Genomic DNA, 25,761 nt, shown 5'->3' with positions numbered 1-25,761 from the left:
CCCTAGGCCGCCCGGGGGGTCTGTTGCTTGTCCTCGACGGGCTCCGGTTCGGTGACGGCGTTGCCGAGTCGTCCCGCCCCCCATGTCAGGCCGGCGATCACCATCAGCGTCAGGAACAGCACCACGAACGAGCCGGCGGTGAACAGCCACACCGGGGCGTTCTGGTCGCGCTCGCGCTGCAGGATGGTGATCTCCTGCACGAACGGCCGGTTCATCGCCGACAGCGCCGGAACCTCGGGCGCCGGGATCGCCTCGTCGGCCGGTTCGTAGATCGGCACCGCGGTCATCGTGTAGCCGTCCTGGACCCGCAGCAGCGTCTTCCACGAGCCCCACACCGGAAGCGGGTGCGTCGACCGGTAATGCCCGGGGCCCACCTTCTCGAGCTCGTCGATCTGCAGCCCGCGGTTGTTCTCCATCCGGCCTTGCCAGGACAGGATCGTCACCCACTCCGGGTGCTGGCTGACCATGTCGGCCGGTTGCAGTTGGATGTCGGCCGACACCATGCGGTGGCCGGGCGCGGCGGGCAGATCGGTCAGCATGATGGTGGCGTTGTTCTGTCGGGGCACGACGATATGCAGCCCGTTGGCCACCGCGCCGCCGATCACCAGCACCGTGACCACCACCACCGAGATGCCGGCGGCGCGGCCGGGAAGCCGCTGGCCGGTGAGCACCATGCCGAACAGCGCGCCGCACATCCCCATCAGCACTGCGACGGGCACCGCCATGGCCAGGGCCTCGCCCCACATGCTGATCGGCCACGGGTAGTGGTAGACCGCCGAGATCCACAGCGACTCCAGCCACAGCCCGACGGTGCCCACACCGAGGCCCGCGACGGCGCCAAAAGCGATGGGCCGCTTGACAAGCGGGGTCAGCGCGATCAACTCGACCGCGAGCGCGGGGCCGAGATACAGGGGGAACCAGTTGATCGGTGCCCCCAGGATCGGGCCGACCAGCAAGGCCACCCCACCGCGCAGGGCGATGGCGAAGACGGCCGCGATCAGGGCCGCGCCCCGCCCCATGGTGATGCGAGCGGCGACTGCTGCCAGCGCGGCCGCGGCGGCGATCATCATGGGCTGCAGGACGAGGCGGAATTGCTCGACGCCGAAGTCGTACTCGATCTGATAGACCGACAAGCCGATGAACATCCCGCCGAACGACAGGTAGCGCAGGAACGTGATGAACGCGCCGTGCAGCACGTCGGCACCCAGCTGGGCCTCACCCTCGCGCTCCAGCATCAGCACCGCGAACAACGAAAAGCAGGCGCCGCCGATCATCATCAAATGTGTTGGACCCCAGAGGGTTACGTCCTGGCCGAAGATGCGGTGCCAGATGTCGTCGAGCGGGAACCCGATCATCGCGTACAGCCCGCAGCCGGCCATCAGCACACCGCCGACCGGGGCTTGCCAGTTACGCGTGATGCGCACCGCCGCCGGGCCGGGCTTGTCGAAGGGCAGGACGACCGCGGTCATCCCGCCCAGGAAGATGCCGAACAGCCCGATGATGATGAAGTAGTGCGCCGGGTTGGCCAGCGGGCCGGGGTCGCGGCCGTTGCCGATGTGCCAGCTGACATCCCAGATGAACCCGAACAGCGCGCAGATGATTGACGTGGTGAATACCAGCACCGGCAGGGCGACCCAGCTCGGCCGGTGGAACTTCTCGCCCACCTTGTCCGCGGCCCGGGCGAGCCACCGGATGCGATGCGTGCGGTGGGCGTGGCCCACCCACAGCATGAGCAACGTGATCACCACCGCGGCGATCGAGAGCCCGATCACCTGGTCCAACCCCGCACCGCGCGCCGGTGCCTCGGCAACAATCGTCAGTTCATTCGACCGCATCGTCGTGCCTCCCAATCGCGCCGGGCCGCCCCGGAGGATCCGATTGAAGTCAACCGCTTATTACTGTCAAGTAGGTTCGTGACTGATTGTTTAATGCCCCGATCCGGTGCCCGTCAATCACGCTCTTGATCGGGCGTGTCGGGTTTCGCAGCCTCGGTGGTGGGCTTCGCGGCGCCCGCGGCGTCGCGGCCCTCCCGGCGGTCGCGCAGCGCGATGTACAGGATCACGGCGACGACGATCACCGCAGGCAGGAATGCCGGCAACGCCAACAGCAGGTAGTGGTGTGCCAGGTATTCGACGTGCGGGGTCACCATGGTCGTATACCCAGGGGTCGGCGGAGTTCTTCGGCCGTTACCCTACTTTGAACACCTTTTCATTCAGGCTGCCACCGCCACGGGGCAGATGTGTCCCCATGCGCGGACACGAGAAAGAGGCAAGGGAGTACCTGGTGACGCAAGCGGCAACCCGACCGACGGCCGAAACCGGCAACGACGAGGACATCCTGGCGGTGGCCCGGCAGCAGGTGCTGGAAGGTGGCCAGGGCTTGAGCCGCGACCAGGTCCTGCGGGTGCTGCAGCTGCCCGACGACCGGCTCGACGACCTGCTGGCGCTGGCCCACGAGGTGCGGATGCGCTGGTGCGGCCCCGAGGTCGAGGTCGAGGGCATCATCAGCCTCAAGACCGGCGGCTGCCCCGAAGACTGTCACTTCTGCGCCCAGTCCGGCCTGTTCGAATCGCCGGTGCGCAGCGCGCGGCTCGACATCCCCAGCCTGGTCGAGGCGGCCAAGCAGACGGCCAAGTCCGGTGCCACCGAGTTCTGCATCGTCGCCGCGGTCCGCGGGCCCGACGAGCGGTTGATGTCCCAGGTCGCCGCCGGCATCGAGGCGATCCGCAACGAGGTCGAGATCAACATCGCCTGCTCGCTGGGGATGCTGACGCCCGAGCAGGTGGAGCAGCTCGCGGCCATGGGGGTGCACCGCTACAACCACAACCTCGAGACCGCACGCTCGTACTTCACCAACGTCGTGACCACGCACTCCTGGGAGGAGCGCTGGGAGACGCTGTCGATGGTGCGCGACGCCGGCATGGAGGTGTGCTGCGGTGGCATCCTCGGCATGGGGGAGACGCTCGAGCAGCGCGCCGAATTCGCCGCTGAACTCGCCGAACTCGGACCCGACGAGGTCCCGCTGAACTTCTTCAACCCGCGACCGGGCACGCCGTTCGGCGACCTGGAAGTGCTGCCGGCCAGCGAGGCGCTGAAGTCCGTCGCCGCGTTCCGGCTGGCGCTGCCGCGCGTCATGTTGCGCTTCGCCGGCGGCCGCGAGATCACGCTGGGCGACCTCGGCGCCAAGAAGGGCATGCTGGGCGGCATCAACGCCGTGATCGTCGGCAACTACCTGACCACGCTGGGCCGTCCGGCCGAATCCGACCTGGAATTGCTCGGCGATCTGCAGATGCCCCTCAAGGGCCTCAACGCCAGTTTGTAACCCGATTCGCCGCGGCTAGGTTGGACACTTGTGGTTGGCGATCTGGGTGCTGCGGTCAGCGCCGGCGTCTACAACGTCTACACCGGGGAATTAGGGGGCACCGCCGTGCCGACAGCGGCTCAGTTGGGTCTTGAGCCGCCCCGGTTCTGCGCGGCGTGCGGCCGCCGGATGGTGGTGCAGGTCCGTCCCGACGGGTGGCGGGCGCGTTGTTCGCGCCACGGTGAGGTCGACTCCGCCGACCTGGAGGCACAACGGTGAGCGAGCAGACCCAGTCGGACGCCCGGGAACGGGTGCGCGCGCTCGTGCTCGTCGCCGCGGCCTCGGCGCTGACGGGCCTGCTGATCGGCGCGGTGTGGGCGTGGATCGCGCCGCCGATCCGGGCCGTGGTGGCGCTCACCCGCTCGGGCGAGCGGGTCCATGACTATCTGGGCAACGAGTCCGAGCACTTCTTCGTCGCGCCCGCCCTGATGCTGGGCCTGCTGACCGTGCTGGCGGTGGTCGCGTCGGTGTGGGCGTGGCAGTGGCAACAGCACCGCGGACCGGGAATGGTCGTCGCCCTATCGGTCGGCATGGTGACCGCCGCCGCGGCCGCCGTCGCGGTCGGGGCCGGGCTGGTGCGGCTCGGCTACGGCGCCTTGGACTTCGATGCGGTGCCGCTGAGCAAAAGCCCGTCCGTCGCGTACGTCACTCAGGCGCCGCCGGTGTTCTTCTCCGACCGTCCGCTGCAGATTGCGGTCAGCCTGTTGTGGCCGGTCGGCGTCGCCGCCCTGGTGTATGCCGTGCGGGTGGCCGCGGACGCCCGTGACGACCTGGGCGCGCTTCCGCCCGCGCCTAAGCCTTCCGATGCGCTGCCGATGCGAGGGGGCGGCGCGGCGGAAGCGACGGTGTCATAGCGGACGGCGGCGAATCCTGCGGCCCGTGATCACCTTGGCCGCGATCTTGGCCAGCCGGGCCATCCCGACGTAGGTCATCGGGTTGAACATCGTCGGCCAGGTGGTGCGCACCAGGTGCTCGGTCAGCGGGCGCCCCTCGAAGCGATCCGTCAGCCAGCGCAAGGTCATCGGCGCCGACAGCGGGTGCAGCATCATGTGTTCGTTGAACGCGTCGCGGTGGTAGGTGACCCGCGCGCCGCCCGCCGAATAGGCGTGGGCGAGCAGGTCGATGTCGTGGACGTCGATCAGGTAGTCGTGCACGGCCTGCACGATCAACACCGGCGGCGTCGGCACCGCGGCGCCCAGCTTGATGTGGTCGAAGACGTACGAGACTTCCGGCGTGGACAGGATCTTCTCGAGGGGCTCGTCGAGGTAGTCGCCCATGTTCTTGCCGGCCATGCGGACGACAGCCCCCACGGTGGTCATCTTCTCCAGCGAGTCGAGCAGGGCGCGCCCCTCCTCGTTGGTGTGCTCCCGGATGACCCGGTCCAGGTCGGGGTAGATGTGCGCGAGCGCGGCCACCACCAGCGCGGGCAAGCCCGACAGGAAGCTGCCGTTGAGCCGGCGGAACGTATTGCCCAGGTCGCCGACGGGCGAGCCGAGCACCGCCCCCACGATGTCGAGCTCAGGCGCGTACTCGGCGCACACTTCGGCCGCCCATGCGCTGGCCAGGCCGCCCCCGGAGTATCCCCACAGCCCGATCGGTGCCGACTTGGACAGACCCAGGCGCTCCGAACCCAGCGCGGCCCGGATGCCGTCCAGGACGCGATAGCCGGGCTCATACGGCGCCCCCCACAGGCCGCGCAGGCCCTCGTGGTCGGGCACCGAGACGGCCCAGCCCTCGGCGACGGCGGCGGCGATCAGGAAGAGCTCGAACTGGCCGATCGCCCCGAGCGCCTTCGCCCGGCGCCGCAGCGCATAGGACGGGAAGCAGCGCGACGACACGGCGTCGATCGCGCACTGGTACGACAGCACCGGGCAGGGGCGCCCCGGGGGGAGGTCGGCCGGGACAATCACGGTCGTCGCGGTCGCCTCGGGCTCGCCGTTCATGTCCATGGTCCGGTAGAGGAGCTGGACGGCTTTGATGGGTTGCGGGATCAGACCGAGGAAGGCCAGCTCGACGTCGCGCGAGCGCAGCACGGTCCCGGGCTCGGCGTGCTGGAAACCCAATGGCGGCTGATAGAACGGGTCGTCCGAGGGCAGCAGGGGACGCACTTTGCGTTGCAGTTCCTCGTGCGGCGGCCGGGCGATCCATTCCGCGCCCTGCGTGCCTGCCAGGTTGCCGAGCTCAGCCATTGAGGCTCCCTTCGTGGCCACCCGGCATTGTCGCGTACGAACGACAGGTAACCAAAACGTCAACGCCGCGCTGTGAGCGACTTCTCGTCACCGCGGGCAGGTCAGACACGTCACGGGTGCCCACCGCAGGGCGCGTCGCCCGAACGACGCGTGTGGCTAAGCCTAGCCGGGGAGCCCGGGTGGCCTGAGCGCGGCGAATTCGTCGGTGACCCGCAACGCGGCGTCGGTGAACCGGTACAGCGCGGCCGGACGTCCGCCGCTGCGCCCGGATTGCGCGATGGTGCCGGTGGCGGTGATGACGCCGCGCCGTGCCAGCACCCGCTGCAGGTTCGTGGCATCGACCTGATATCCCAGCGCGGCTCCGTAGATGTCGCGCAGCGTGGAGAGCGCGAATTCCCTTGGCGCCAAGGCGAACCCGATGTTGGTGTAGGACAGTTTGGCATTCAGCCGGGTGCGGGCGTTGTCCACCATCGGTCCGTGGTCGAAGGCCATCGGCGGCAGGCGGTTCACCGGGTGCCAGCGGGTGTCCGACGGCAGCTCGGGGCTGGCGGGGGAGGGCACCAGGCCCAGGAAGGTGGACGCGATCACCCTGGCGCCCGGCACCCGGTGCGGGTCGGAGAACACCGCCAGCTGTTCCAGATGTGCCAACTCCTTGAGGTCGACCTTCTCGGCGAGCTGGCGGCGGACCGAGGTGATCATGTCCTCGTCGTTGCGGACCTGCCCGCCCGGCAGCGACCACGCGCCGCGTTGTGGGTCCTTGGCGCGCTGCCATAACAGCACGTTCAGCTGCGGTTTCGCCGTTGGGCGCCCCTTGGCAACCTCGTCGGTGACGTCGCGAACCTGGAACACGACCGCGAGCACTTCGTGGGCGGTGCTACGATGGGCCATGTTTTCGATTATAAGTCGAAAACCTCCTGGCTGAAAGGAGCCCCCATGACGGTGATCAATCGCATGGACACGCTCGCCGAAGACATGGTTGCCGACATCACGAATTCGCCCACCGGCTACGCCGGCGTGGCCGCTGATGCGCAGTGGGCCGCGGAGATTCGCCGGCTGGCGAAGTTGCGCGGCGCCACCGTGCTCGCGCACAACTACCAGCTGCCCGAGATCCAGGACGTGGCCGACCACGTGGGCGACTCGCTGGCGCTGTCGCGGATCGCCGCTGAGGCACCCGAGGACACCATCGTGTTCTGCGGTGTGCACTTCATGGCCGAGACGGCCAAGATGCTCAGCCCCGACAAGACGGTGCTGATCCCGGACCAGCGCGCCGGCTGCTCGCTGGCCGACTCCATCACCGCCGACGAGCTGCGCGCCTGGAAGGACGAACACCCCGGGGCGGTCGTCGTCTCCTACGTCAACACCACCGCGGCGGTCAAGGCGCTCACCGACATCTGCTGCACGTCCTCCAATGCCGTCGAGGTCGTCGAGTCCATCGACCCCGACCGCGAGGTCCTGTTCTGCCCGGATCAATTCCTCGGTGCCCACGTGCGCCGGGTCACCGGCCGCGAGAACCTGCACGTGTGGGCCGGCGAATGCCACGTGCACGCGGGCATCAACGGCGACGAACTCGGCGACCAGGCCCGCGCGAATCCCGACGCCGAGCTCTTCGTGCACCCCGAATGCGGTTGTGCCACTTCGGCTTTGTACCTCGCCGGCGAAGGCGCCTTCCCCCCGGACCGGGTGAAGATCTTGTCCACCGGGGGCATGCTCGATGCCGCGACCCAGACCAATGCGCGGAAGGTGTTGGTCGCCACCGAGGTCGGCATGCTGTATCAGCTGCGGCGGGCCGCGCCGCAGGTCGACTTCCGCGCGGTCAACGACCGTGCCTCCTGCAAGTTCATGAAGATGATCACCCCGGCGGCCCTGCTGCGCTGCCTGGTCGAGGGCGCCGACGAAGTCGACGTCGACCCCGAGATCGCGGCCGCCGGCCGCCGCAGCGTGCAGCGCATGATCGAGATCGGGCAGCCGGGCGGTGGCGAATGATCGCCCGTCCCCAGTGGACTCACAGCGCCGACGTCGTCGTGATCGGCACCGGCGTCGCGGGTTTGGCTGCCGCGCTGGCCGCCCACCGCGCCGGCCGCCGCGTCGTCGTCCTGAGCAAGGCGGATCAGGCGCGCGGCGCGACGGCGACCCACTACGCGCAGGGCGGTATCGCGGTCGTCCTGCCCGACAACGACGACTCGGTCGAGGCCCACGTCGCCGACACCGTGGTCGCCGGGGCGGGCCTGTGCGATCCCCAGGCGGTCTACTCGATCGTCGCCGACGGGTACGCGGCCGTCTCCGAATTGGTCGGTGACGGAGCGCGATTCGACGAGTCCGCCCCGGGCCGGTGGGCGCTCACGCGCGAGGGCGGGCACTCGCGGCGGCGCATCGTGCACGCCGGGGGCGACGCCACCGGCGCCGAGGTGCAGCGCGCGCTCGACCACGCCGCCCGCACGCTGGACATCCGCACCGGGTACGTGGCCCTGCGAGTGCTGCACGACGGGGCGGCCGTGACCGGCGTCCTGGTGGGCAACCCACAGGGCTACGGCATCATCAGCGCGCCCTCGGTGATCATCGCCAGCGGCGGCCTCGGGCACCTGTACGGCGCGACCACCAACCCGGAGGGATCCACCGGTGACGGCATCGCGCTGGGCCTGTGGGCCGGCGTCGCGGTCAGCGATCTCGAGTTCATCCAGTTCCACCCCACGATGCTCTTCGCGCCCGGGGCCGCCGGTGGCCGGCGTCCGCTGGTGACCGAGGCCATCCGCGGCGAAGGCGCGAGACTGATTGACCGGCAAGGCGATTCGGTGACGGCTGGTGTTCATCCGATGGGCGACCTGGCTCCGCGCGATGTCGTCGCGGCGGCCATCGACGCGCGGATGAAGGCCGTTGGGGACCCGTGCGTCTTCCTCGACGCGCGCCACATCGCGGACTTCGCGAACCGGTTCCCGACGGTCACCGCCGCCTGCCGGGCCGCCGGCGTCGACCCCGTCCGCGAGCCCATTCCCGTTGTGCCCGGGGCGCATTACAGCTGCGGGGGCATCGTCACCGACGTCTGCGGCCAGACCGAGCTGCCCGGGCTGTTCGCCGCCGGCGAGGTGGCGCGCACCGGGCTGCACGGCGCCAACCGGTTGGCGTCCAACAGCCTCCTGGAGGGATTGGTGGTGGGCGGCCGGGCCGGCAAGGCGGCGGCCGCGCACGCCGCGGCGACCGGGCCGGTGCGCGCGGTCGCGCCCGAGCCGGTCGTGCACACCGCGCCCGAGCGCGCCGAGCTGCAGCGCGCGATGGGCCGCGACGCCTCGGTGGTGCGCGACGCCGCCGGGCTGACCAGGCTGTCCACCACGCTCTCGCAGGCCAAGGCGCGCACCGTCGGGGGACGCCGCGATTTCGAGGACGTCGCGCTGGCCGTGGCCGCCCGCGCGGTCACGGCGGCGGCCCTGGCCCGCACGGAAAGCCGGGGCTGCCACCACCGCGAGGAGCACCCGCAAGCCGTGACCGAGCAGGCCCGCAGCAACGTGCTGCGGCTGGCCGACGACCAGGACTCGGTGCTGGTGGAGGCACTGGCGGCGGTGGTGTGACCGTGATGTCGGACTGCGAACTCGCCGCCGCGCGGGGAACCATCAAGCGCGGCCTGGTCGAGGACCTGCGCTACGGACCCGACATCACCACGCTGGCGACGGTGCCCGCCGAGGCGGTGGCCACCGCGTCCATGGTGCCCCGGGAACCCGGCGTGATCGCCGGCATCGACATCGCGCTGCTGGTGCTCGACGAGGTGCTCGGCGCGCGCGGCTACGAGGTCGTCGACCGCGTGGAGGACGGCGCCCACTTGCAGGCGGGCGAGCCCGTGCTGACCGTGCGGGCAGAAACCCGCGGGCTGTTGACCGCCGAGCGGACCATGCTGAACCTGATCTGCCATCTGTCGGGGATCGCCACCACGACGGCGCACTGGGTGGCCGCCGTGCATGGCACCAAGGCCAAGGTGCGCGATACCCGCAAGACCCTGCCCGGCCTGCGGGTGCTGCAGAAGTACGCGGTGCGCGTCGGCGGGGGCGTCAACCACCGCCTCGGGCTCGGCGATGCCGCGCTGATCAAGGACAACCACGTGGTGGCCGCGGGTTCGGTGGTCGACGCGCTGCGCGCGGTGCGCGATGCGGCGCCGGATCTGCCGTGCGAGGTGGAAGTGGATTCCCTCGAGCAGCTCGACGAGGTGCTGCCCGAAAAGCCCGAACTGATTTTGCTGGACAACTTTCCGGTGTGGCAGACACAGATGGCGGTGCAACGCCGCGACGCGCGCGCACCCGCCGTCCTGCTCGAGTCCTCCGGCGGCCTCAGCTTGGAGAACGCCGCCGCCTACGCCGCGACCGGCGTGGACTATCTGGCCGTCGGGGCGCTGACGCATTCGGTGCGGGTGCTCGACATCGGCCTGGATATGTAGGCGATTGCCGCGGGTGAGCCACCACCATCGGGTGTGAATCCTGGGCATGGAGTGTGAATCCTGGGCGGCACTTCTCGGCGTGTCGCCGCCCTGGGCTCACACTCAACGCCGCCAGCGCACACTCAACGCCGCCAGCGCACACTCAACGCCGCCAGCGCACACTCAACACCGCCGGCTCACACTCAACGCCCGCGCGACCGGAGTTCAGGCGATGTCGGCGACGAAAACGCCGATCCGGCGCAGCTGCATGCGCGCCATCGCAGGCAGCCCGTCCCCGTCCGAGCCCGCGGGCAGGATCCGCGGGTTGATCAGGTGCACCGTCCGGTTGCGGCTGAATTCCACGTCGGCCTCGCCGGCGGCCAGCACGTTCTTCACCCAGTTCGTCTTGCCGTGACCCAGCACGATCGCCAGCACGTTGCCCTTGCGGTACGGCGTGATGATGGTCTCGTACTGCTTGCCGGAGGTGCGGCCGCGATGCTTGATCGTCGCCGTCCCCGGCAGAAAGCGGGCGATCGGCTTGACCGCCGGGTTGAAGTACTTGATCTGAAACCGCTCGAGCCAGGGCGGGAAGACCATGGGGACGCCCGGAGCATTGTTCGGGTGATCCTTGGCGGACATTGGCGCCTCCCTGGGTCGGCTCTTGTTTTCAGCGCGGGGTATGGCCTCTGTACCGGCACACTACCGGTGGGATATTGATTTGAGTTCCTCTGGGACAATGGACACCGTGAGCACCACCCAACCGTCGCCGATGGCCCGTATCGACCTGCGGGGCGCGGAATTGACGGCTGCCCGATTGCGGGCGGCGCTGCCGCGCGGCGGCGCCGACGTGGAGGCGGTGCTGCCCACCGTGCGCCCGATTGTGCAGGCCGTCGCGGAGCGCGGCGCCGAAGCCGCCCTGGAATTCGGGGCCTCCTTCGACGGCGTGCGGCCCCCCGCCGTCCGGGTGCCCGAGGCGGCCCTCGAGAAGGCCCTGGCCGACCTGGACGCGGCGGTCGCCGACGCCCTGCGCGTGATGATCGACCGCACCCGCGCCGTGCACGCCGACCAGCGCCGCACCGACGTCACGACGACACTCGGCCCGGGCGCGACGGTCACCGAACGGTGGGTACCGGTCGAGCGGGTGGGCCTGTACGTGCCCGGCGGTAACGCGGTGTACCCGTCCAGCGTGGTGATGAACGTCGTGCCGGCGCAGGCCGCCGGGGTCGCCTCGCTGGTGGTGGCCAGTCCGCCGCAGGCCCAATTCGACGGGCTGCCGCATCCGACGATCCTGGCCGCGGCCCGGCTGCTGGGGGTCGACGAGGTGTGGGCCGTCGGCGGCGCGCAGGCGGTGGCGCTGCTGGCCTACGGCGGCACCGATCTCGACGGCGCCGAGCTGGCGCCCGTCGACATGATCACCGGGCCCGGCAACATCTACGTCACCGCCGCCAAGCGGCTGTGCCGCTCGCGGGTCGGCATCGACGCCGAGGCCGGCCCGACGGAGATCGCGATCCTGGCCGATAACACCGCCGACCCCGCGCACGTGGCTGCCGACATGATCAGCCAGGCCGAACACGACGAGATGGCCGGCAGCGTGCTGGTGACCCCCAGCGCAGATCTGGCCGCGGCCACCGACCGGGAACTGGCCGCCCAGTTGCAGACCACCGTGCACCGCGAGCGGGTGACCGCCGCGCTGGGTGGGCGTCAATCGGCGATCATCCTGGTCGACGACGTCGACGCCGGCGTCAAGGTGGTCAACGCCTACGCCGCCGAACACCTGGAGATCCAGACCGCCGACGCGGCGAGCGTGGCCGGGCAGATACGCGCGGCGGGAGCCATTTTCGTCGGCCCGTACGCGCCGGTGAGCCTCGGGGACTACTGCGCCGGCTCCAATCACGTCCTGCCGACCGCGGGCTGCGCGCGGCATTCCAGCGGCCTGTCCGTACAGACCTTCCTGCGGGGCATCCACGTCGTCGACTACACCGAGGCGGCGCTCAAAGACGTGTCGGGGCACGTGATCACACTCGCCGAGGCCGAGGACCTGCCGGCGCACGGTGAGGCGGTACGGCGGAGGTTCGAGCGATGACCGGGCCGCAGCAACCGACACTGGACGACCTGCCGCTGCGCGAGGACCTGCGCGGCAAGTCGCCTTATGGCGCACCGCAATTGGCGGTGCCGGTGCGGCTGAACACCAACGAGAACCCGCACCCGCCCAGCAAGGCGCTGGTGGACGACGTGGTGCGCTCGGTCGCCGACACCGCTGGCGACCTGCACCGCTATCCGGACCGCGACGCGGTCGCGTTGCGGACCGACCTGGCCGAGTACCTGAGCGCCCAAACCGGGGTTCGACTGGGTGTTGAAAACCTCTGGGCGGCAAACGGTTCCAACGAGATCCTGCAGCAACTGCTGCAGGCGTTCGGCGGCCCGGGGCGCACGGCGATCGGGTTCGTCCCCTCCTACTCGATGCACCCGATCATCTCCGACGGCACCCGCACCGAATGGTTGCAGGCCGCCCGGGCCGACGACTTCAGCCTGGACGTCGAGGCCGCGGTGGCCGCCATCACCGACCGTCAACCCGATGTGGTGTTCGTCGCCAGCCCGAACAACCCGTCCGGACAGAGTGTTTCGCTGCCGGATCTGCGGCGGCTGCTCGACGCGGTGCCGGGCATCCTGATCGTCGACGAGGCCTACGGCGAATTCTCGTCGGAGCCCAGCGCGGTGGCGTTGGTGAGGGAGTATCCGACCAAGCTCATCGTCTCGCGCACCATGAGCAAGGCGTTCGCCTTCGCCGGAGGCCGGCTCGGCTATCTGATCGCCACACCGGCGGTGATCGACGCGATGCTGCTGGTGCGGCTGCCGTATCACCTGTCGTCGGTCACGCAGGCCGCCGCGGGCGCGGCGCTGCGGCACGCCGACGACACGCTGGGCAGCGTCGCGACGCTGATCGCCGAACGGGAGCGCGTCTCAACCGAGTTGACCCGCCTGGGTTTTCGGGTGATCCCCAGCGACGCCAACTTCGTGCTGTTCGGCGAGTTCGCCGACGCGCCCGCCACCTGGCAGCGCTATCTGGACGCCGGCGTGCTGATCCGCGACGTCGGAATCCGCGGCTACCTGCGCGCCACCACCGGCCTGGCCGAGGAGAACGACGCGTTCCTGCGGGCCAGCGCCCGGATCGCCGCCACCGAACTGGCCCCCGTCAACGTAGGAGCGCCATGACCGCCACCCACACCGGACAAGCCGCCCGTCGCGCGCGCATCGAGCGTCGCACCAAGGAATCCGACATCGTCATCGAACTCGACCTCGACGGCACCGGCCAGGTCGACGTCGACACCGGGGTGCCGTTCTACGACCACATGCTCACCGCGCTGGGCAGTCACGCCAGCTTCGATTTGACCGTGCGCACCAAGGGCGACGTCGAGATCGAGGGCCATCACACCATCGAGGACACCGCGATCGCCCTGGGGCAGGCGCTCGGCCAGGCCCTGGGTGACAAGAGGGGCATCCGCCGGTTCGGGGACGCCTTCATCCCGATGGACGAGACGCTGGCCCACGCGGCGGTCGACGTGTCCGGCCGGCCCTACTGTGTGCACAGCGGCGAGCCGGATCACCTGCAGCACACCACCATTGCCGGCAATTCGGTGCCGTACCACACCGTCATCAACCGGCACGTGTTCGAGTCGCTGGCCGCCAACGCCCGCATCGCGCTGCACGTGCGCGTCTTGTACGGGCGCGACCCGCACCACATCACCGAGGCGGAGTACAAGGCCGTGGCCCGCGCGTTGCGCCAGGCGGTCGAGCCAGATCCCCGGGTGTCGGGCGTGCCGTCCACCAAAGGTGTTCTGTGACAAAGAAATCGGTCGTTGTCCTTGATTACGGCTCGGGCAACCTGCGGTCGGCTCAGCGCGCGCTGGAACGGGTCGGTGCGTCGGTCGAGGTGACCGCCGACGCCGGCGCCGCGGGCGCGGCCGACGGCCTGGTGGTGCCCGGCGTCGGCGCCTACGAGGCGTGCATGACGGGGCTGCGCAGGATCAACGGGGACCGCATCATCGCCGATCGGGTCGCCGCCGGGCGCCCGGTGCTGGGCGTGTGCGTCGGGATGCAGATCCTGTTCGCCCGCGGCGTCGAATTCAGCGTGGAAACCGAAGGATGCGGGCAGTGGCCGGGATACGTGACGCGGCTGCAGGCGCCGGTGATCCCGCACATGGGCTGGAACGTCGTGACTTCCGGGCCCGGCAGCGTCCTGTTCAAGGGGCTCGACGCCGAGACCCGGTTCTACTTCGTGCACTCCTACGCCGCGCAACAGTGGGAGGGGTCGCCCGAGGCGGTGCTGACCTGGGCCACCCACGAAGGGCCGTTCTTGGCTGCGGTCGAGGAAGGTCCGTTGTCGGCCACCCAGTTTCACCCGGAGAAAAGCGGAGACGCCGGCGCGGCCGTGTTGAGCAATTGGGTCCACGGATTGTGACCGGCCGCGCGAAACCGTATTCCACGACGCAAATGCCGAGCAGACCCGTGGCTGGTTGCAGTCTCGGCGCAAAGGAGAAAGTGTGTTGATCTTGTTGCCCGCGGTCGACGTGGTCGACGGCCGTGCCGTGCGCCTGGTGCAGGGCAAGGCGGGCAGTGAAACCGAGTACGGCTCGGCGCTGGACGCCGCGCTGGCCTGGCAACGCGACGGCGCCGAATGGATCCATCTGGTCGATCTGGACGCGGCGTTCGGACGCGGGTCCAACCGCGAACTGCTCGCCGAGGTGGTCGGCAAGCTCGACGTGCAGGTGGAACTGTCCGGCGGGATCCGCGACGACGATTCGCTGGCAGCGGCCCTGGCCACCGGCTGCGCCCGGGTGAACCTGGGCACGGCGGCCTTGGAGAACCCGGAGTGGTGCGCGCGGGCGATCGGCGAGCACGGTGACAAGGTCGCCGTCGGACTCGACGTCCAGATCGACCAAACCCATCCGGCCGGCACGCACCGGCTGCGGGGGCGTGGCTGGGAAACCGACGGCGGCGACCTGTGGGAGGTGCTGGAACGCCTTGACAGCGAAGGGTGTTCGCGGTTCGTGGTCACCGACGTCACCAAGGACGGCACGCTGGGCGGCCCCAACCTGGACCTGCTAGGGGCCGTCGCCGACCGCACCGAGGTCCCGGTGATCGCGTCGGGCGGGGTGTCCAGCCTGGACGACCTGCGCGCTATCGCCACCCTCACCGGCCGCGGCGTCGAGGGAGCCATCGTCGGCAAGGCCCTCTACGCCGGGCGATTCACGCTGCCGCAGGCGCTGGCCGCGGTCGGAGGGTAACAGCGGCATGGACGTGGACGCGTTGGTCGAGACGGCATCGGCGATCCTCGACGACGCTACGGATCCGTTCCTCGCCGGTCACCGCGCCGACTCCGCGGTGCGCAAGAAAGGCAACGACTTCGCCACCGAGGTCGACCTCGCGATCGAGCGTCAGGTGGTGGCAGCGCTGGTGGACGCGACCGGAATCGGCGTCCACGGCGAGGAATTCGGCGGCTCGGACGTCGACTCACCCTGGGTCTGGGTGCTCGATCCCGTCGACGGCACTTTCAACTACGCGGCTGGATCACCGATGGCCGGGATCCTGCTCGGCCTGCTGCACCACGGCGACCCCGTCGCCGGACTGACCTGGTTGCCGTTCATGGACCAGCGCTACACCGCGGTGTCGGGCGGACCGTTGCGCAAGAACGGGGTCGCACAGCCGCGGCTGGCGGCGATCGATCTGGCCGACGCCCTCGTCGGCGCCGGGTCGTTCAGTGCCGATGCCCGGGGCCGCTTTCCGGGGCGCTACCGGATCGCGGTGCTGGAGAATCTCAGCCGGGTCTCGTCGCGGTTACGTATGCACGGGTCCACCGGCATCGACCTCGCCTTCGTCGCCGACGGAATCCTCGGTGCGGCAATCAGTTTCGGCGGACACGTGTGGGATCACGCCGCCGGGGTCGCATTGGTGCGGGCCGCCGGTGGCGTCGTCACCGACCTGGCCGGCGAGCCCTGGAGCCCCGCGTCGGACTCCGCGCTGGCGGCGGGCCCCGCCGCGCACGCCGAGATCCTCGACCTGTTGCGCAGCACCGGCCGACCGGAGGACTACTGACATGCACGCCAACCACAGCGGCCTCGCGGTCCGGGTGATCCCGTGCCTGGACGTCGACGGCGGGCGGGTGGTCAAGGGGGTCAATTTCGAAAATCTCCGGGACGCAGGCGATCCCGTGGAACTCGCCGCCGCCTATGATGCCGAAGGCGCCGATGAGCTCACCTTCCTCGACGTGACCGCGTCATCGTCGGGAAGGACCACCATGCTCGACGTGGTGCGGCGCACCGCCGAGCAGGTCTTCATCCCGCTGACCGTCGGCGGCGGGGTGCGCACCGTGGCCGACGTCGACGTGTTGCTGCGTGCCGGAGCGGACAAGGTCTCGATCAACACCGCCGCGATCGCCCGGCCTGAGCTGCTGGCCGAGATGGCGCGGCAGTTCGGATCCCAATGCATCGTGCTGTCCGTCGATGCCCGCACCGTGCCGTCGGGTTCGGTGCCGACCCCGTCGGGCTGGGAGGTCACCACCCACGGCGGGCGCCGCGGCACCGGACTCGACGCCGTCGAATGGGCCTCTCGCGGCGCCGATTTGGGGGTGGGGGAGATCCTGCTGAACTCGATGGACGCCGATGGCACCAAGGCGGGGTTCGACCTGGAGATGCTGCAGGCGGTGCGCTCGGCGGTCACCGTGCCCGTCATCGCCAGCGGCGGCGCCGGGGCGGCCGAACACTTCGCGCCCGCGATCGAGGCCGGTGCCGACGCGGTGTTGGCGGCCAGCGTTTTCCACTTCCGGGAGCTGACCATCGGTCAGGTGAAGGCCGCCATGGCGGCCGAGGGGATCACCGTCCGATGACGCTGGACCCGCAGATCGCCGCCCGCCTCAAGCGCAACGCCGATGGCCTGATCGCCGCCGTCGTGCAGGAGCGCAGCAGCGGCGACGTGCTCATGGTCGCCTGGATGGACGACGCGGCCCTGGCCCGGACCCTGGAAACCCGTGAGGCGACCTACTATTCGCGGTCGCGTCGCGAACAGTGGGTGAAAGGCGCGACCTCCGGCCACACCCAATACGTCCACTCGGTGCGATTGGACTGCGACGGGGACACCGTGCTGCTGACGGTCGACCAGGTCGGCGGCGCCTGCCACACCGGCGATCACAGCTGCTTCGACGCCGACGCGCTGTTGCAACCGGAGCGCTAACCCACAAACGCTTCGCGCCTGTGTGCAGCGTCACTTTCGCCGGGCGCGCGCATTTCTTCGACGAGAATGGCAGGCAATGTCGAAATGGTTGTCCCGGGACGTCTTGTCCTGGAACGTGGTCGTTCCGGTTCTTGCTGTCGTGGTGCTGGCGGGGATCTGGGGCGAGAAGCTGGGACCGGTCCTGGTCGCGGTGGCCGCGCTGTTTCTCGTCGGCGCCGTGGTCGCCGCGGTGCATCACGCGGAGGTGGTCGCCCACCGGGTCGGCGAGCCGTTCGGGTCGCTGATCCTCGCGGCCGCGGTCACCATCATCGAGGTGGCGCTCATCGTCGCCCTGATGACGTCCGGCGGCAACGAGGCCGCGACGCTGGCCCGCGACACCGCATTCGCCGCGCTGATGATCACCACCAACGGGATCGCCGGGTTGTCGCTGCTGCTCGGCTCCCGGCGCTACGGCGTGACGCTGTTCAACGCCGAGGGCGCGGGGGCCGCGCTGGCCACGGTCACCACAGTGGCCACGTTGAGCCTGGTACTGCCCGCCTTCACCACCGGCCATCCGGGCAGGGAGTTCACCCGCAGCCAGCTCGCCTTCACCGCGATCGCCACGCTCTTCGTGTACCTGCTGTTCGTGTTCACCCAGACCGTCCGGCACCGCGACTTCTTTCTCCCGATCGCGCAGAGAGGCCAGAAGAAGCGTGCGTTCGAGGACGAGAGTCACGCGGATCCACCCACCAGGCGGCAGGCGCTGAGCAGCCTGGTGCTGCTGCTCTGCGCGCTGGTGGCGGTGGTCGGTCTGGCCGAGGAGGAGTCGCCTGCCGTCGAACACGCGGTGATGGTGGCGGGCTTGCCGCAGTCGTTCGTGGGTGTGATCATCGCGGCGCTGGTGCTGCTACCCGAGACCCTCGCCGCGGCGCGGGCTGCGCGAAAGGGCCGCATCCAGACCAGCCTGAACCTGGCGTACGGCTCGGCGATGGCCAGCATCGGCCTGACCATCCCGGTGATCGCGCTGGCGTCGGTTTGGCTCAAGGGGCCGCTGGTGCTCGGCCTCGGCTCCGTCCAGCTGGTGCTGCTCGCGCTGACCGTGGTGATCAGCGTGCTCACCGTCGTGCCCGGGCGGGCCACCCGGTTGCAGGGCGAGGTGCACCTGGTGCTGTTGGCGGCCTACGTCTTTTTGTCGATCAGCCCATGAGGCCGGCTAGGACCGGGCGCGCAGCATCGCCAGCGCCTTGTCCGCGTGGGTGTCCATGTTGAACTCGCTGGAGATCACCTCGAGCACCGTCCGGTCGGTGTCGATGACGAACGTGGTGCGCTTGACCGGCATCAGCTTGCCCAGCAGGCCGCGTTTGACGCCGAACTGCGCGGCGACGGTGCCGTCGGTGTCCGACAGCAGCGGGTAGTCGAAGTTGCGCAGGTCGGCGAACTTGGCCTGCTTTTGCACCGGATCGGCGCTGATCCCCACCCGGTTGGCCCCGACCGCGGCGAATTCGGAGGCCAGGTCGCGGAAGTGGCACGCCTCCTTGGTGCAGCCGGGCGTCATCGCCGCCGGGTAGAAGAACAGGACGACGGGCCCGCTGGACAGCAGTTCGCTGAGCTTGCGCGGCGTGTCCGTCTGATCGGGCAGTTCGAAGTCGGCGACGGTCTCACCAGTTTTCATTCCGCGAGCGTAACGCCGCGGCGAATTTGAGCGCCGACAAGCGCAGCCACGTTACGCGCGCGAGCCGGCCGAGCCCATCTGGGAAGATGGGTCGGTGCACGCCCACCTCGCCGCGACGACCTCACGAGAGGATTTCCGCCAGCTGGCCGCCGAGCACCGTGTGGTCCCGGTGACCCGCAAGGTGTTGGCCGACAGTGAGACGCCGCTGTCGGCCTACCGCAAACTCGCCGCCAACCGCCCGGGCACTTTTCTGCTGGAGTCGGCCGAGCACGGTCGTTCCTGGTCGCGGTGGTCGTTCATCGGCGCCGGGGCGCCCTCGGCGTTGACCGTGCGCGACGGCGCCGCGACCTGGCTCGGCGTGGTGCCGCGGGACGCACCGACCGGCGGCGACCCGCTGCGGGCCCTACGGGCCACGCTCGAGCTGCTGGCCACCGGGCCGCTCTCGGGCTTGCCGCCGCTGTCGGGCGGCATGGTCGGCTTCTTCGCCTACGACCTGGTGCGGCGCCTGGAACGGCTGCCCGAGCTGGCCGCCGACGACCTGGGTCTGCCGGACATGCTGTTGCTGTTGGCCACCGACGTGGCGGCGGTGGATCACCACGAGGGCACCATCACGCTGATCGCCAACGCCGTGAACTGGAATGGGACCGACGAGCGGGTGGACGAGGCCTACGACGACGCGGTCGCCCGGTTGGACGTGATGACCGCGGCGCTGAGCCAGCCGCTGTCGTCGACCGTCGCCACGTTCGACCGGCCCGAGCCGCGCTACCGCGCGCAGCGCAGCGTCGAGGAATACGGGAAGATCGTCGACTATCTCGTCGAGCAGATCGCCGCGGGGGAGGCCTTTCAGGTGGTGCCCTCGCAGCGGTTCGAAATGGACACCGACGTCGACCCGCTCGACGTGTACCGGATGCTGCGGGTGACCAACCCGAGCCCCTACATGTATCTGCTGCACGTGCCGAATGACGCTGGGGGAACGGACTTTTCGATCGTCGGCTCCAGCCCGGAGGCGCTCGTCACCGTGGCCGACGGCGTCGCCACCACGCATCCGATCGCCGGGACCCGCTGGCGAGGGGAGACCGACGAAGAGGATCAGCTGCTGGAGAAGGAGTTGCTGGCCGACGAGAAGGAACGCGCCGAGCATCTGATGCTGGTCGATCTGGGCCGCAACGATCTCGGCCGGGTGTGCGCGCCGGGCACCGTCCGCGTCGAGGACTACAGCCACATCGAACGCTATAGCCACGTCATGCATCTGGTGTCGACGGTGACCGGGCTGCTCGGCGAGGGCCGGACCGCCCTGGACGCGGTCACGGCCTGCTTCCCCGCCGGCACGCTGTCGGGCGCGCCGAAGGTGCGGGCCATGGAGTTGATCGAAGAGGTGGAAAAGACGCGCCGCGGCCTGTACGGCGGCGTGGTCGGCTACCTCGACTTCGCCGGCAACGCCGACTTCGCGATCGCCATCCGCACCGCGTTGATGCGCGCGGGCACCGCCTACGTGCAGTCCGGGGGCGGGGTCGTGGCGGACTCCAACGGCCCCTATGAGTACACCGAGGCGACCAACAAGGCGCGCGCGGTGCTCAGCGCGATCGCCGCGGCCGAGACGCTGACCGAGCCGGGTGCACGCCGCGATGGCTGAGGCCCGCCCAAAGCGCCGCCGGCTCGACGCCCGGTGGCTGATCCGGATCGCCCAGGTAACGCTCGTGGTGGCCGCGGGCGCGCTGTGGGTGGCCTCGCGCCTGCCCTGGGTCGTGATCCGGTCGTTCGACGGGCTCGGGCCGCCCAAGGAAGTGACGCTGTCCGGCGGGGCGTGGTCGACGGCGCTGCTGCCGTTGGCGATGCTCCTGCTGGCCGCGGCCGTCGCCGCCATCGCCGTGCGCGGTTGGCTGCTGCGCGCGCTGGCGGGGCTGTTGGCGCTGGCCAGCCTGGCGGTCGGTTACCTGGGCATCAGCCTGTGGGCGCTGCCCGACGTGGCGGTGCGCGGCGCCGAGCTGGCGCACGTCTCGGTGATGTCGCTGGTCGGAAGCGAGCGGCGGTACTGGGGCGCCGGGGTCACGGTGACCGCCGCGGCGTTCGCCCTGATCGCGGCCGTCCTGCTGCTGCGATCGGCGTCGGACCCGGGGTCGGCCCGATCCAGCGCCATGAAGTACACGACGCCGGCGACGCGCCGCTCGATTGCGCGACGCAACGACGCCGACGGGGCGATGCTGGAGGGGCGACAGACGCCGGAAATGTCGGAGCGGATGATCTGGGACGCGCTTGACGAGGGGCGCGACCCGACCGATGCGCCGAGCGAGTCTGACACCGAGGGTCGGTGACGGACCGCGAGCCGCGGGCCGCTACCCTCATTGACGTCGTCGCAATCGGCTGGGGACAACTGAGTGGCCGTGGGATGACAGCGGGGCGACAGGGCGAAGGGAAACGACAGGCATGAGTCCGGCAACCGTGCTTGACTCCATCCTCGAAGGAGTCCGGGCCGACGTTGCCGCGCGCGAAGCCCTCATCAGTCTGTCCGAGATCAAGGCTGCCGCAGCGGCCGCGCCGCCGCCACGCGACGTGATGGCCGCCTTGCGCGAGCCCGGAATCGGCGTCATCGCCGAAGTCAAGCGCGCCAGCCCGTCGGCGGGTTCCCTGGCGACCATCGCCGATCCCGCGAAACTGGCCAGGGCCTACGAAGACGGCGGCGCGCGCATCATCAGCGTCTTGACCGAGGAGCGTCGCTTTCACGGTTCGCTCGACGATCTCGATGCGGTTCGGGCGGCGGTCTCGATACCGATTTTGCGCAAAGACTTTGTCGTGCAGCCCTATCAGATCCACGAAGCGCGTGCGCACGGCGCCGACATGTTGTTGCTCATCGTTGCCGCGCTGGAGCAGTCGGCGTTGGTGTCGATGTTGGACCGCACCGAATCGCTGGGCATGACGGCGCTCGTCGAGGTGCACACCGAAGAGGAAGCCGACCGGGCGCTCAAGGCCGGGGCCAACGTAATTGGCGTCAACGCCCGCGATCTGGCCACGCTGGCGGTGGACCGGGATTGCTTTGCGCGCATCGCTCCCGGGCTGCCCAGCAACGTGATCAGGATCGCCGAATCCGGTGTGCGCGGTACCGCAGACCTGCTGGCGTACGCCGGTGCGGGTGCCGACGCCGTGTTGGTCGGCGAAGGTCTGGTCAAAAGTGGTGACCCGCGCGCCGCGGTCGCCGATCTGGTCACTGCGGGCACCCATCCGTCCTGTCCGAAGCCGGCTCGCTAGTCGCTACGTCACGGCAAAAGCCCCCGCGCTGATACGTTGAACCCCATGAGCCATCCCCGCACAGAGCCTTGGTGATGGTGGATCTGTCCCGCCCGGACCTTCCGCTTCCGAGCGCAGCCATCGCCGAACCCACCCGCCACGAACCCGATGCGGGTGGCCATTTCGGCGTGTACGGCGGTCGCTACGTCGCCGAAGCGCTGATGGCCGTCATCGAAGAGGTCACCGCGGCCTACGAGAAGGAGCGCGTCAACCAGGACTTCCTGGACACGCTGGATTACCTGCAGGCGCACTACGCCGGCCGGCCGTCGCCGCTGTATGAGGCGCCTCGACTGTCCGAGCAGGCCGGCGCCCGTATCTTCCTCAAGCGAGAAGACCTGAACCACACCGGTTCTCACAAGATCAACAACGTGCTCGGTCAGGCGCTGCTCGCGCAGCGCATGGGCAAGAAGCGGGTCATCGCCGAGACCGGGGCCGGTCAGCACGGCGTGGCGACCGCCACCGCGTGCGCCCTGCTCGGCCTGGACTGTGTGATCTACATGGGCGCCGTGGACACCGAGCGCCAGGCGCTCAACGTGGCACGGATGCGATTGCTGGGAGCCACGGTCGTTTCGGTCCAAAGCGGTTCGAGGACGCTCAAGGACGCCATCAATGAGGCGTTCCGGGATTGGGTTACCAATGCCGACAACACCTTCTACTGCTTCGGCACCGCGGCCGGGCCGCACCCCTTTCCGGCCATGGTGCGCGACTTTCAGCGCATCATCGGCCTCGAGGCGCGCGCCCAGATCCAGGCGCAGGCGGGGCGGCTGCCCGACGCGGTGATGGCCTGCATCGGTGGCGGGTCGAACGCCATCGGCATCTTCCACCCGTTCATCGACGATCCCGGCGTGCGGCTGATCGGATTCGAGGCGGCCGGCGACGGCGTCGAAACCGGAAGGCACGCCGCCACCTTCAGCGGCGGTTCCCCCGGGGCGTTCCAGGGGTCGTTCTCCTACCTGCTGCAAGACGAGGACGGCCAGACCATCGAATCCCATTCCATCTCAGCGGGTCTCGATTATCCGGGGGTGGGCCCAGAGCACGCGTGGCTGCGTGAGAGCGGACGCGCCGAGTACCGGCCCATCACCGACTCCGAGGCGATGGAGGCATTCCGCACCCTGTGCCGCACCGAAGGGATCATCCCCGCCATCGAATCCGCGCACGCGGTGGCCGGGGCCCTGAAGGTGGCACCCGAATTGGGGACGGCCGCGATCATCGTGGTGAACCTCTCCGGGCGCGGGGACAAGGATGTCGAGACGGCCGCGCAGTGGTTCGGGCTGTTGGGATCCAGCGACAGATGACCGTCAAGCAGAGCGAAACCAGCAGGCTCGGGCCGATCTTCGACGTGTGCCGCAACGACGGTCGCGCGGCGCTGATCGGCTATCTGCCTACCGGGTATCCGGATGTGCGGACGTCCCTGGACGGGATGGTCGCCCTGGTCGAATCGGGTTGCGACATCGTCGAAGTCGGGGTGCCCTATTCGGATCCGGGCATGGACGGCCCGACCATCGCCAAGGCCACCGAGGCCGCGCTGCACGGGGGGGTGCGCGTCCGCGACACCCTGGCCGCGGTCGAGGCGATCAGCGCCGCCGGCGGCCACGCCGTGGTGATGACGTACTGGAACCCCGTGTTGCGCTATGGGATTGAAGCCTTCGCCCGCGACCTGGCGTCGGCCGGCGGATACGGCCTGATCACTCCCGATCTCATCCCCGACGAAGCCGGGCAGTGGCTGGCGGCGTCCGAGGAGTACGGGTTGGACCGGATATTTCTGGTAGCCCCCTCCTCGACGCCGCAGCGCTTGGCGATGACGGTCGAGGCGTCCCGCGGATTCGTCTACGCGGCGTCGACGATGGGCGTGACGGGGGCGCGCGACGTGGTGTCCAACGCCGCGCCCGAGTTGGTGGGCAGGGTCAAGGGGATATCGGAAATCCCCGTCGGTGTCGGGCTGGGGGTGCGGTCGGGAGAGCAAGCCGCCCAGATCGGCGGCTACGCCGACGGTGTCATTGTCGGTTCCGCGCTGGTGTCGGCGCTCGGAGACGGGGGTTTGACCGCATTGGGCGCACTCACTGAGGAACTCGCCGCCGGTGTGCGTCGAAGGGCGGCGGCGTCGTGACGAAGTTGCTCGCGTCTTTTCCGAGTCCGCCGCAGGGTGTCTGGCACCTCGGCCCGCTGCCCATCCGGGCCTACGCGCTGTTCATTATCGCCGGCATTGTGGCCGCCCTGCTGATCGGCGACCGGCGCTGGGAGGCGCGGGGCGGCGAGCGTGGGGTGATCTATGACATCGCGCTGTGGACCGTGCCGTTCGGCTTGATCGGTGGTCGGCTCTACCACCTGGCCACCGACTGGCGAACCTATTGGGGCCCGGGCGGGGCCGGACTCGGGGCGGCGATCCGGATCTGGGACGGCGGCCTGGGTATCTGGGGTGCGGTGGCGCTCGGCGCCGTGGGCGCCTGGATCGGGTGCCGCCGGCACGGCATTCCGCTGCCGGCCTTCGCCGACGCGATCGCCCCGGGAATCATCTTGGCGCAGGCCATCGGTCGGCTCGGCAACTACTTCAACCAGGAACTGTACGGCCGCGAGACCACCCTGCCGTGGGGGCTGGAGATCTTCTACCGCCGAGACCCCTCGGGATACATCGACCCGCATTCGCTGGACGGGATCTCCACGGGCCAGGTGGCACTGGTGGTGCAGCCGACGTTCCTCTACGAATTGCTATGGAACCTGCTGATTTTCGCCGTGCTGATCTATGCGGACCGGCGATTCACGCTGGGGCACGGCCGGTTGTTCGCGCTGTATGTGGCCGGCTATTGCGTGGGCCGCTTCTGTGTGGAGCTGCTGCGCGATGACACCGCCACCCACATTGCCGGCATCCGGATCAATTCGTTCACATCGACTTTCGTGTTCATCGGGGCCGTGGTGTACCTCATGGCGGCGCCCAAGGGCCGCGAGGATCCGGAGAGCCTGCGCGGCAAGCACTACCTGGACGAGGAAGCCGCGGAGCCGGAGCCGGCGACCGTTGCCGCGACGACGGTCGCGGCGGGCGCCGCGGGTGCCGCTGACGACGACGCGCCGACCGAATCCGCGGTGGGGGCGGCCGAAGTCGCCGATACCGACGCACGCGCGGCGGAAGCCGGGCAGGCGGAAGCCGAAGTCGAAGAGCCGCAGGCGGAAGAATCCGACGAGGCGGTCGTCGATGAATCCGGCGAGCCGGAGGCCGCGGCGGTGGCCGACGAGGCCGAAGCGGAGGAATCCGAGGCCGAGGAGCTCGAGCTCGACGAGCCGCAGGCGGACGCCGAAGTCGAAGAGCCGCAAGCCGAAGACGAACAGGCGGTCGTCGATGAGTCCGGCGAGCCGGAGGCCGAGGCGGTGGCCGACGAGGCCGAAGCCGAGGAATCCGAGGCCGAGGAGCTCGAGCTCGGCGAGCCGGAGGCCGATGCGGAAGTCGAAGAGCCGCAAGCCGAAGACACCGACGAGGTGGAAGACGAGGAGCTCCAACCCGAAGCGGACGCAGCGGATTCCGAATCAGACGAACCGGAAGCCGAAAGCGCAGACGTCGCCCCGGAAGAGCCTGTCGCCGAACAAACCCCGGCTCAGCCCGAGACGCGGCGGCGGTGGGGCGCGCGACTGCGGAACCGGCTGTCGGGCCGCTAACCATCCGTTCA

General features: G+C 69.7%; 27 protein-coding genes. 21 read left to right on the top strand and 6 right to left on the bottom strand.

Annotation, left to right across the window (positions count from 1 at the left end):
- Positions 1–2 precede the first annotated feature (2 nt).
- Both G6N26_RS06470 and G6N26_RS06465 read right to left on the bottom strand, forming a co-directional pair.
- On the bottom strand, positions 3–1,835 hold the full coding sequence (locus tag G6N26_RS06470; protein ID WP_083016237.1) for a hypothetical protein: 1,833 nt from the start codon (positions 1,833–1,835) through the stop codon (positions 3–5).
- Between the two features lie 113 nt (positions 1,836–1,948).
- Positions 1,949–2,149: a hypothetical protein gene (locus G6N26_RS06465; RefSeq protein ID WP_067172950.1), complete on the bottom strand. Its 201-nt coding sequence runs from the start codon at positions 2,147–2,149 to the stop codon at positions 1,949–1,951.
- Between the two features lie 134 nt (positions 2,150–2,283).
- On the opposite strand from G6N26_RS06465, the gene bioB reads away from it, so the two are divergent.
- From bioB to G6N26_RS06450, 3 genes are read left to right on the top strand one after another with little or no spacing between them, the layout of a single operon-like run.
- Positions 2,284–3,321 carry a biotin synthase BioB gene (gene bioB, locus G6N26_RS06460; RefSeq protein WP_067172973.1) on the top strand — a complete coding sequence of 346 codons (1,038 nt, stop codon included), beginning with the start codon at positions 2,284–2,286 and terminating at the stop codon, positions 3,319–3,321.
- A gap of 30 nt (positions 3,322–3,351) precedes the next feature.
- Positions 3,352–3,579 (top strand): biotin synthase auxiliary protein BsaP, encoded by a 228-nt coding sequence (gene bsaP, locus G6N26_RS06455; RefSeq protein ID WP_008257787.1) that lies wholly within the window; start codon positions 3,352–3,354, stop codon positions 3,577–3,579.
- The gene (locus G6N26_RS06450) at positions 3,576–4,214 is read left to right on the top strand and encodes a DUF2567 domain-containing protein (protein WP_067172943.1); all 639 of its coding nucleotides are present in this window, start codon (positions 3,576–3,578) and stop codon (positions 4,212–4,214) included. Before bsaP ends, G6N26_RS06450 begins: the two co-directional genes overlap by 4 nt.
- Here G6N26_RS06450 and G6N26_RS06445 read toward each other — a convergent pair.
- Together G6N26_RS06445 and G6N26_RS06440 are read right to left on the bottom strand one after the other, a co-directional pair.
- A complete protein-coding gene (locus tag G6N26_RS06445) occupies positions 4,209–5,549 on the bottom strand; it encodes a lipase family protein (RefSeq protein ID WP_067172940.1) in 1,341 nt (446 codons plus the stop codon). The two genes, G6N26_RS06450 and G6N26_RS06445, sit on opposite strands and share 6 nt — an antisense overlap.
- A 162-nt stretch (positions 5,550–5,711) precedes the next feature.
- A complete protein-coding gene (locus G6N26_RS06440) occupies positions 5,712–6,437 on the bottom strand; it encodes an NUDIX hydrolase (RefSeq protein ID WP_083016130.1) in 726 nt (241 codons plus the stop codon).
- Between the two features lie 45 nt (positions 6,438–6,482).
- Between G6N26_RS06440 and nadA the strand changes: the two genes are divergently transcribed.
- The 3 genes from nadA to nadC are packed head-to-tail and all read left to right on the top strand — an operon-like array spanning position 6,483 to position 9,966.
- On the top strand, positions 6,483–7,532 hold the full coding sequence (gene nadA, locus G6N26_RS06435) for a quinolinate synthase NadA (protein ID WP_083016127.1): 1,050 nt from the start codon (positions 6,483–6,485) through the stop codon (positions 7,530–7,532).
- The gene (locus tag G6N26_RS06430; protein WP_083016125.1) at positions 7,529–9,109 is read left to right on the top strand and encodes an L-aspartate oxidase; all 1,581 of its coding nucleotides are present in this window, start codon (positions 7,529–7,531) and stop codon (positions 9,107–9,109) included. The genes nadA and G6N26_RS06430 overlap by 4 nt, the downstream gene beginning before the upstream one ends.
- Positions 9,110–9,114: 5 nt before the next feature.
- Positions 9,115–9,966 (top strand): carboxylating nicotinate-nucleotide diphosphorylase, encoded by an 852-nt coding sequence (gene nadC / locus G6N26_RS06425; RefSeq protein WP_163648892.1) that lies wholly within the window; start codon positions 9,115–9,117, stop codon positions 9,964–9,966.
- 204 nt (positions 9,967–10,170) lie between these two features.
- Here the strand turns inward: nadC and G6N26_RS06420 are convergent, their stop codons facing one another.
- A complete protein-coding gene (locus G6N26_RS06420; protein ID WP_067172925.1) occupies positions 10,171–10,584 on the bottom strand; it encodes a nitroreductase family deazaflavin-dependent oxidoreductase in 414 nt (137 codons plus the stop codon).
- A 97-nt stretch (positions 10,585–10,681) separates the two neighbouring features.
- On the opposite strand from G6N26_RS06420, the gene hisD reads away from it, so the two are divergent.
- The 9 genes from hisD (at position 10,682) to G6N26_RS06375 (ending at position 18,358) form a co-directional block, all read left to right on the top strand.
- The gene (gene hisD, locus G6N26_RS06415) at positions 10,682–12,028 is read left to right on the top strand and encodes a histidinol dehydrogenase (protein ID WP_067172923.1); all 1,347 of its coding nucleotides are present in this window, start codon (positions 10,682–10,684) and stop codon (positions 12,026–12,028) included.
- Positions 12,025–13,158, top strand: a complete 1,134-nt coding sequence (locus tag G6N26_RS06410) for a histidinol-phosphate transaminase (protein ID WP_083016122.1) — start codon at positions 12,025–12,027, stop codon at positions 13,156–13,158. Before hisD ends, G6N26_RS06410 begins: the two co-directional genes overlap by 4 nt.
- Positions 13,155–13,787, top strand: a complete 633-nt coding sequence (gene hisB / locus G6N26_RS06405) for an imidazoleglycerol-phosphate dehydratase HisB (protein WP_067172916.1) — start codon at positions 13,155–13,157, stop codon at positions 13,785–13,787. Before G6N26_RS06410 ends, hisB begins: the two co-directional genes overlap by 4 nt.
- Complete coding sequence (gene hisH / locus G6N26_RS06400; RefSeq protein WP_067172913.1) at positions 13,784–14,404, top strand: imidazole glycerol phosphate synthase subunit HisH; 621 nt, start codon at positions 13,784–13,786, stop codon at positions 14,402–14,404. The genes hisB and hisH overlap by 4 nt, the downstream gene beginning before the upstream one ends.
- A gap of 82 nt (positions 14,405–14,486) precedes the next feature.
- Positions 14,487–15,230 carry a bifunctional 1-(5-phosphoribosyl)-5-((5-phosphoribosylamino)methylideneamino)imidazole-4-carboxamide isomerase/phosphoribosylanthranilate isomerase PriA gene (gene priA, locus G6N26_RS06395; protein WP_067172910.1) on the top strand — a complete coding sequence of 248 codons (744 nt, stop codon included), beginning with the start codon at positions 14,487–14,489 and terminating at the stop codon, positions 15,228–15,230.
- Between the two features lie 7 nt (positions 15,231–15,237).
- Complete coding sequence (locus G6N26_RS06390) at positions 15,238–16,038, top strand: inositol monophosphatase family protein (protein WP_067172907.1); 801 nt, start codon at positions 15,238–15,240, stop codon at positions 16,036–16,038.
- Between the two features lies 1 nt (position 16,039).
- A complete protein-coding gene (gene hisF / locus G6N26_RS06385; RefSeq protein WP_067172904.1) occupies positions 16,040–16,828 on the top strand; it encodes an imidazole glycerol phosphate synthase subunit HisF in 789 nt (262 codons plus the stop codon).
- The gene (gene hisI, locus G6N26_RS06380) at positions 16,825–17,172 is read left to right on the top strand and encodes a phosphoribosyl-AMP cyclohydrolase (RefSeq protein ID WP_067172901.1); all 348 of its coding nucleotides are present in this window, start codon (positions 16,825–16,827) and stop codon (positions 17,170–17,172) included. Before hisF ends, hisI begins: the two co-directional genes overlap by 4 nt.
- Positions 17,173–17,248: 76 nt before the next feature.
- Positions 17,249–18,358, top strand: a complete 1,110-nt coding sequence (locus G6N26_RS06375; RefSeq protein ID WP_083016118.1) for a calcium:cation antiporter — start codon at positions 17,249–17,251, stop codon at positions 18,356–18,358.
- Positions 18,359–18,364: 6 nt separating this feature from the next.
- Here G6N26_RS06375 and G6N26_RS06370 read toward each other — a convergent pair whose 3' ends face one another.
- Positions 18,365–18,823, bottom strand: a complete 459-nt coding sequence (locus G6N26_RS06370) for a peroxiredoxin (RefSeq protein WP_083016115.1) — start codon at positions 18,821–18,823, stop codon at positions 18,365–18,367.
- Between the two features lie 94 nt (positions 18,824–18,917).
- Here G6N26_RS06370 and G6N26_RS06365 point away from each other — a divergent pair, with 94 nt between their 5' ends.
- The 6 genes from G6N26_RS06365 (at position 18,918) to G6N26_RS06340 (ending at position 25,750) form a co-directional block, all read left to right on the top strand.
- Entirely contained in the window at positions 18,918–20,456 is a 1,539-nt protein-coding gene (locus G6N26_RS06365; protein ID WP_067172897.1) for an anthranilate synthase component I, read from the top strand.
- Positions 20,449–21,135 carry a TIGR02234 family membrane protein gene (locus G6N26_RS06360; protein WP_067172970.1) on the top strand — a complete coding sequence of 229 codons (687 nt, stop codon included), beginning with the start codon at positions 20,449–20,451 and terminating at the stop codon, positions 21,133–21,135. The genes G6N26_RS06365 and G6N26_RS06360 overlap by 8 nt, the downstream gene beginning before the upstream one ends.
- Positions 21,136–21,247: 112 nt before the next feature.
- Complete coding sequence (gene trpC / locus G6N26_RS06355) at positions 21,248–22,066, top strand: indole-3-glycerol phosphate synthase TrpC (RefSeq protein ID WP_067172895.1); 819 nt, start codon at positions 21,248–21,250, stop codon at positions 22,064–22,066.
- A gap of 71 nt (positions 22,067–22,137) precedes the next feature.
- On the top strand, positions 22,138–23,400 hold the full coding sequence (trpB, locus tag G6N26_RS06350) for a tryptophan synthase subunit beta (RefSeq protein ID WP_179960298.1): 1,263 nt from the start codon (positions 22,138–22,140) through the stop codon (positions 23,398–23,400).
- Positions 23,397–24,212 (top strand): tryptophan synthase subunit alpha, encoded by an 816-nt coding sequence (gene trpA, locus G6N26_RS06345; protein ID WP_067172888.1) that lies wholly within the window; start codon positions 23,397–23,399, stop codon positions 24,210–24,212. Before trpB ends, trpA begins: the two co-directional genes overlap by 4 nt.
- On the top strand, positions 24,209–25,750 hold the full coding sequence (locus tag G6N26_RS06340) for a prolipoprotein diacylglyceryl transferase (protein ID WP_083016108.1): 1,542 nt from the start codon (positions 24,209–24,211) through the stop codon (positions 25,748–25,750). The genes trpA and G6N26_RS06340 overlap by 4 nt, the downstream gene beginning before the upstream one ends.
- Positions 25,751–25,761: the final 11 nt, after the last annotated feature.

This window comes from Mycobacterium marseillense, assembly GCF_010731675.1.
GTDB lineage: Bacteria > Actinomycetota > Actinomycetes > Mycobacteriales > Mycobacteriaceae > Mycobacterium > Mycobacterium marseillense.
The sequence above is the reverse complement of the archived record's forward strand: the minus strand, read 5'-3'. Positions and strand labels throughout refer to the sequence as shown.

Bases quoted from the DNA above. Each gene is read 5' to 3' on its own strand.
- hisF (WP_067172904.1), top strand. From the start codon at position 16,040: ATGCACGCCAACCACAGCGGCCTCGCGGTCCGGGTGATCCCGTGCCTG.
- G6N26_RS06445 (WP_067172940.1), bottom strand. From the start codon at position 5,549: ATGGCTGAGCTCGGCAACCTGGCAGGCACGCAGGGCGCGGAATGGATC.
- G6N26_RS06440 (WP_083016130.1), bottom strand. From the start codon at position 6,437: ATGGCCCATCGTAGCACCGCCCACGAAGTGCTCGCGGTCGTGTTCCAG.
- nadC (WP_163648892.1), top strand. From the start codon at position 9,115: ATGTCGGACTGCGAACTCGCCGCCGCGCGGGGAACCATCAAGCGCGGC.
- G6N26_RS06375 (WP_083016118.1), top strand. From the start codon at position 17,249: ATGTCGAAATGGTTGTCCCGGGACGTCTTGTCCTGGAACGTGGTCGTT.
- G6N26_RS06465 (WP_067172950.1), bottom strand. From the start codon at position 2,149: ATGGTGACCCCGCACGTCGAATACCTGGCACACCACTACCTGCTGTTG.
- G6N26_RS06390 (WP_067172907.1), top strand. From the start codon at position 15,238: ATGGACGTGGACGCGTTGGTCGAGACGGCATCGGCGATCCTCGACGAC.
- nadA (WP_083016127.1), top strand. From the start codon at position 6,483: ATGACGGTGATCAATCGCATGGACACGCTCGCCGAAGACATGGTTGCC.
- G6N26_RS06410 (WP_083016122.1), top strand. From the start codon at position 12,025: ATGACCGGGCCGCAGCAACCGACACTGGACGACCTGCCGCTGCGCGAG.
- hisD (WP_067172923.1), top strand. From the start codon at position 10,682: ATGGACACCGTGAGCACCACCCAACCGTCGCCGATGGCCCGTATCGAC.
- G6N26_RS06430 (WP_083016125.1), top strand. From the start codon at position 7,529: ATGATCGCCCGTCCCCAGTGGACTCACAGCGCCGACGTCGTCGTGATC.
- G6N26_RS06370 (WP_083016115.1), bottom strand. From the start codon at position 18,823: ATGAAAACTGGTGAGACCGTCGCCGACTTCGAACTGCCCGATCAGACG.
- hisI (WP_067172901.1), top strand. From the start codon at position 16,825: ATGACGCTGGACCCGCAGATCGCCGCCCGCCTCAAGCGCAACGCCGAT.
- G6N26_RS06420 (WP_067172925.1), bottom strand. From the start codon at position 10,584: ATGTCCGCCAAGGATCACCCGAACAATGCTCCGGGCGTCCCCATGGTC.
- hisB (WP_067172916.1), top strand. From the start codon at position 13,155: ATGACCGCCACCCACACCGGACAAGCCGCCCGTCGCGCGCGCATCGAG.
- G6N26_RS06470 (WP_083016237.1), bottom strand. From the start codon at position 1,835: ATGCGGTCGAATGAACTGACGATTGTTGCCGAGGCACCGGCGCGCGGT.
- trpC (WP_067172895.1), top strand. From the start codon at position 21,248: ATGAGTCCGGCAACCGTGCTTGACTCCATCCTCGAAGGAGTCCGGGCC.
- G6N26_RS06360 (WP_067172970.1), top strand. From the start codon at position 20,449: ATGGCTGAGGCCCGCCCAAAGCGCCGCCGGCTCGACGCCCGGTGGCTG.
- trpA (WP_067172888.1), top strand. From the start codon at position 23,397: ATGACCGTCAAGCAGAGCGAAACCAGCAGGCTCGGGCCGATCTTCGAC.